General features: G+C 55.8%; 6 protein-coding genes. 1 reads left to right on the top strand and 5 read right to left on the bottom strand.

Going from position 1 to position 3,383, the window contains the following annotated elements; translation table 11 throughout:
• Nucleotides 1–114 precede the first annotated feature (114 nt).
• The 5 genes from EV663_RS15385 to EV663_RS15365 form a co-directional block, all read right to left on the bottom strand.
• Nucleotides 115–333, bottom strand: coding sequence for a hypothetical protein (locus tag EV663_RS15385; protein WP_132953408.1), 219 nt, complete (start codon nt 331–333; stop codon nt 115–117).
• 128 nt (nt 334–461) lie between these two features.
• The gene (locus EV663_RS15380) at nt 462–1,127 is read right to left on the bottom strand and encodes a dual OB domain-containing protein (RefSeq protein WP_132953406.1); all 666 of its coding nucleotides are present in this window, start codon (nt 1,125–1,127) and stop codon (nt 462–464) included.
• 3 nt (nt 1,128–1,130) lie between these two features.
• Nucleotides 1,131–1,601 carry a DUF488 domain-containing protein gene (locus tag EV663_RS15375; protein WP_165910227.1) on the bottom strand — a complete coding sequence of 157 codons (471 nt, stop codon included), beginning with the start codon at nt 1,599–1,601 and terminating at the stop codon, nt 1,131–1,133.
• Complete coding sequence (locus tag EV663_RS15370; RefSeq protein WP_132953402.1) at nt 1,601–2,140, bottom strand: DUF488 domain-containing protein; 540 nt, start codon at nt 2,138–2,140, stop codon at nt 1,601–1,603. The genes EV663_RS15375 and EV663_RS15370 overlap by 1 nt, the downstream gene beginning before the upstream one ends.
• Nucleotides 2,141–2,265: 125 nt before the next feature.
• Nucleotides 2,266–2,943 (bottom strand): XRE family transcriptional regulator, encoded by a 678-nt coding sequence (locus EV663_RS15365; RefSeq protein WP_132953400.1) that lies wholly within the window; start codon nt 2,941–2,943, stop codon nt 2,266–2,268.
• 108 nt (nt 2,944–3,051) lie between these two features.
• On the opposite strand from EV663_RS15365, the gene EV663_RS15360 reads away from it, so the two are divergent.
• The gene (locus EV663_RS15360; RefSeq protein ID WP_132953398.1) at nt 3,052–3,321 is read left to right on the top strand and encodes a hypothetical protein; all 270 of its coding nucleotides are present in this window, start codon (nt 3,052–3,054) and stop codon (nt 3,319–3,321) included.
• Nucleotides 3,322–3,383 lie beyond the last annotated feature (62 nt).

The raw sequence follows: 3,383 nt of genomic DNA, 5'->3' as shown, positions 1-3,383 counted from the left end.
GCGAACGGCCATCCCCAAAGCCGGCTCGACGAACTGCTCCCGTGGAATTTCCGGCCGTCAAGCTGAAAGCCGGGTGACCGTCAGACGACGCTTACGATCTACTTGTCTTTTTCCTCATGCGTCGCCTCCAACTCGGTTTTGAACCTGTCTCCGACGACGGCGTCTGAGGGCGAGAATGTCCAGCGAACTGTCTCCGTAGAGCGAAGAATTCTCATTCGTTTCCAGAGGGTTGGTGCGTGAGATGGCGCCGGCGAGGATGGCGGCCAGTTCCGTCAGCCGCTCATCAGTGGTGAGCGTCTCGGCGGGCGGCGCGAAGGCGATGTCGTCTTGCATGGGGAGCGAACCTCCTGAGGCGGTTTGCTCCGTGTTGGCCGGGCGCGATAACAGATATCAAGTCAAAACCACAGGTCGTCGAAGGAGCGAGAAGCCGAGAGAAGCAAATCGTTTTCGACGATCCGAGCCTAAATGAACCAACCGGACAGTTGGAGTTGACAGCGCTTGTCGGGGTAGTCCGCATTATCTGGCCTCCACCAACGTGCGAGCGAAAGCCTTACAACTGTACCGGCAGGAATAACGTTTATTGCGTCCTGAAAGCCTACGAATGGAATTCCAACACGCGCGAAGCCATTGCCATACGAGTACTTAATCTTGCCAAATCTTTGCTGATAACCTTGGTCCAAAACAAGGCGATCATCAGTCCTCCAGAAACAAACGCTGTGGTTGGGAACATTCTCCTCCCTTACAGAGTAGGAATTGCTTCCATCCCTTGAAAGCGCTCCTGAGAAGGTATCCTCGATTGAGCCGACAATAACAGGACAAATCTCTCCGAACTTCTCTAAGATCTCCTTGGCATTGGAATGGTCAGAAAAACTTAGCAACCTAACGTCCTCGGTATGAGGCGCTTTGATGCTTGGGCTTGTCGAAATGTAGGTGGCGATAACGACTTTACCAATGTCTAGCGGCACCTCTTCGGGTTGCTGACTCCCGGAAGAGGTCAGCAAACGAACATTTTTCTTGTTCTCGACATCAAAAGCGCCAATGCAAACGTGGCCGGCGCTCATTTTTGTTCTAGACACAATAACCAAAGGCGACGTCGTTTCTCGCCCTACAACTGAAAGAATTGCCATCTACTATATGTGCCTCGCAGGTCCTGCAGCATTCTCTAACCAATTCGTCACGATTGAACGATGACAAGCAGTGTGGGCCTTCTCAACGCAGAAGAAGCAGACATGCTTGTGACCTGCAATCGCGCGAATGATCTCGTCCTGTGATGCATTCTGCAGAACGTCATCTTTATATGCAGATATGAAATTATCAGATAGATGGAGCCGGTTGCGCTTGGTGTCATTCGATTGCACGTCAGCCGCCTTCTGAACCGATCGCACAACGTCAGATGGCGCCAAGCTTTTCAGGTGGATGTACTCGATGCCGGCATCTCTGAGTATTTCTTGGAGCCTTGTGGCGTTTAGAAAGGAGTATCTGCTACCGCGCATACCTCTGCGAAATCGAATGTCCACAAAAAGATCAATTTCATTATCTTTTAACGCCGTGACGAAGCTCACCTCATCATGGCCATACCCACCTATGGTAAAAAGCTGCACTACAGGTATCTCCCCCTGGATCTTGTCATCGCATCGGCATCTCCAAAGAGGTCTCCTTGGCCGCCATCGATTTGTGACACTACTTCCTCCTGCGAAAGCTCAGTGCCGTGTTTATTGATGTGCACGACCTCTATTCCAAGACCCGATAAGGACTGACCAATCAGCTTAGACCGATGGCATTGCGAAGGCTCAAGTTCGCTACACATCAAGAATGAATTCTCCGGAAGGCTGGCGGCCTTGGCGATCCTAGCTATACCGCGTTGATAAGGCGCAAAGCCCTTAATTCTCTGGTAATCGGCTCTTCCCGACTCGTCGTAGAGAGCCTTGTTATTCGGACGCCCGCCGACAAGGTCACCCATGAAGACATACTTAATGCTTGCGAGCGCGCAGGCTTCCTCCAGCGTCTCTCTAGAAAAAGCGGGATTAAATTTCGATTTCGGAAAACTTCGGACGTCGACCAAGTACCTACAGTCCTTCGACTGGAGAATGCTAAGAAAGTCAGCCCATGTGCGGTTGCCATGACCGATACTGAAGATCATTTTATTCCTTAGCTCCGTACCAACCGCCAGGCTCGCATGTGTTTGGTAGCCTCACCGTAAGATTCTCTAGAGAGATTTTCCATAGCCGATCTTTTCGGACGTCGCAGCGTCGCACGCGTGACACATCAGATCTCCCGCGCGAACCAACGGATACGGCCGACGATGTGGATCTCGTCGGCCGTTCGCTCGTAGGGGCTGTAGAAGCCGTTGTCCGAGATGACGCGCACCGCGGGCGGGTCGCTGTTAGGGATGTGCTCAAGCCGCTTGGCCACCAGCCCCATGCCGTCGTCCAGCACGAAGATCCCCGGCGGGTTCGGCGCGCGTCGCGCCATGTCGACCAGGACTGTGTCGCCATCGAGCAGCGTCGGCGCCATGCTGTCGCCCTCGACATGCATGATGCGCAGCTGGGAGGGGCTGGCCTTCAGGCTGTGGCGGATCCAGGACCGCCGGAAGTGGTAGGCGCGGCCGGCCGGATCGTCGTGTTCGTCGACTACGGCACCGCCGCCCATCGACGGGCGGGGGCTGGCATGCGCGATCGACACGAACGCCTCGTCCGGGTTCTCGATGAAGGGGGGCGTGCCCTCGACATCGCCTATGCCGTGGATCAGCCAGTCGCGGTCGACCTTGAGGACGCGGGCGACCTCGGCCAGCCTGTCGATGCCGGGGCGGGATGATCGTCCACGCAGGATGTCGTAGACGAAGGAGCGGTTCACCCCGGCCATCTCGGCGACGTGGGCGGGGCTGAGGCCGAGCTGGTTGGCCCGGGCCCTGAGACGGTCGGCAAGCGTGTGGTGCTCGTTCATGTTTCCCCACCCATCTGTGGACGAAATAGGATAAAATCGGATTGATTGACGGCCGTCAAGCGAATAAGAACATAAGGTAAACATCGGGCAGGGGAATCGGAGGGGCGCGTGCACATCGACAAGCTGTATTTCACGCTCCCCGAGGTGCTCGATCGCTGGCGGATTTCCGAGACGGACCTTGTGTACCTAGCCGAGAACGACAAGCTCCGGCTGTCGGTGCGGGTCTTTGGCGAGCCGGTCGAGTTCGGCGACTACGAGGAGGGCCAGGACGGCGAGCGGTTCCGCGTGCCTTGGGAGCAGAAGCCCTTCAGCGGGCTGCTCGACCTGCATGCCTGCGATGTCTTCTGGACCTGCATCGGTTTCGTTCCGATCTTTTGAGAGCGATACTCGCCATCGAGGAGACCGGATATGGCAGCGATACACAGCGACGAGTTCAAGCG

Source organism: Rhodovulum bhavnagarense, from assembly GCF_004343505.1.
Classification (GTDB): domain Bacteria; phylum Pseudomonadota; class Alphaproteobacteria; order Rhodobacterales; family Rhodobacteraceae; genus Rhodovulum; species Rhodovulum bhavnagarense.
The sequence above is the reverse complement of the archived record's forward strand: the minus strand, read 5'-3'. Positions and strand labels throughout refer to the sequence as shown.

What these genes read in the sequence shown, in the direction of transcription:
- EV663_RS15385 (WP_132953408.1), bottom strand. Translation starts at nt 333, where the DNA reads ATGCAAGACGACATCGCCTTCGCGCCGCCCGCCGAGACGCTCACCACT.
- EV663_RS15380 (WP_132953406.1), bottom strand. Translation starts at nt 1,127, where the DNA reads ATGGCAATTCTTTCAGTTGTAGGGCGAGAAACGACGTCGCCTTTGGTT.
- EV663_RS15370 (WP_132953402.1), bottom strand. Translation starts at nt 2,140, where the DNA reads ATGATCTTCAGTATCGGTCATGGCAACCGCACATGGGCTGACTTTCTT.
- EV663_RS15365 (WP_132953400.1), bottom strand. Translation starts at nt 2,943, where the DNA reads ATGAACGAGCACCACACGCTTGCCGACCGTCTCAGGGCCCGGGCCAAC.